General features: G+C 41.5%; 1 protein-coding gene. It reads left to right on the top strand.

Going from position 1 to position 932, the window contains the following annotated elements; genetic code table 11:
* The coding region (locus J8L73_RS19140) for an IS3 family transposase (protein ID WP_211019464.1) at positions 1–932 on the top strand (932 nt) is incomplete at both ends.

The raw sequence follows: 932 nt of genomic DNA on the forward strand, positions 1-932 counted from the left end.
GAATTAGAAAAGGATATATTAAAAAAGGCTACCGCTCTCTTGATGTCCGACTCCCTGAACAATTCTCGTTAATTGAGAAGTTAAATCAACGAGAGCGTTACCCAATTAGCGTGTTGTGTAGCGTATTCAATGTGCATCGCAGCAGCTATAAATATTGGGCCATACGGGATACAACGCCGACACCAGAGCAAATAAGGCTAGAAGCTGAAGTCAAAGCCATACATGCAATGAGCGGTGGTTCAGCTGGGGCGCGAACGATCGCGGCAATCGCAACGAATAACGATTTTGAATTAAGCCGTTATCGCGCCGCGAAGCTAATGGTTAAACTAAAACTAGAGAGCTGCCAAGTACCACAACATCAATATAAAAGGGGTGGTAATGAGCATCTTGAAATCCCAAACCTGCTTGATAGACAGTTTGATGTTATTGAGCCAGATACCGTGTGGTGCGGTGATGTGACGTATATTTGGACAGGCAATCGTTGGGCTTATTTAGCCGTGGTTATTGATTTATTTGCACGCAAAGTGGTTGGCTGGGCAATGTCGTTGTCACCAGATACTAATTTAACGCTAAAAGCGCTTGAACTCGCGTATGAAAGCAGAGGAAAACCGTCAGGACTCATTTTCCATTCAGATCAGGGTAGTCATTATACAAGTTTGAAATATCGCCAACGTTTATGGCGCTATAAAATCAAACAAAGTATGAGTAGGCGCGGAAATTGTTGGGATAATGCGCCAATGGAGCGATTTTTTAGAAGCTTTAAGACGGAATGGATGCCAAAAGTTGGATATGAAAACTTTCAAGACGCTAAATATAGTGTAAGTGATTATATCAACGGATATTACAATAATGTTAGACCACATCATTATAATGCTGGTTTAGCGCCAAATGAATCTGAGATTAGATACAAGGATTCTAAAACTGTGGCCAAA

Source organism: Pseudoalteromonas sp. MMG006, assembly GCF_018101025.1.
Classification (GTDB): domain Bacteria; phylum Pseudomonadota; class Gammaproteobacteria; order Enterobacterales; family Alteromonadaceae; genus Pseudoalteromonas.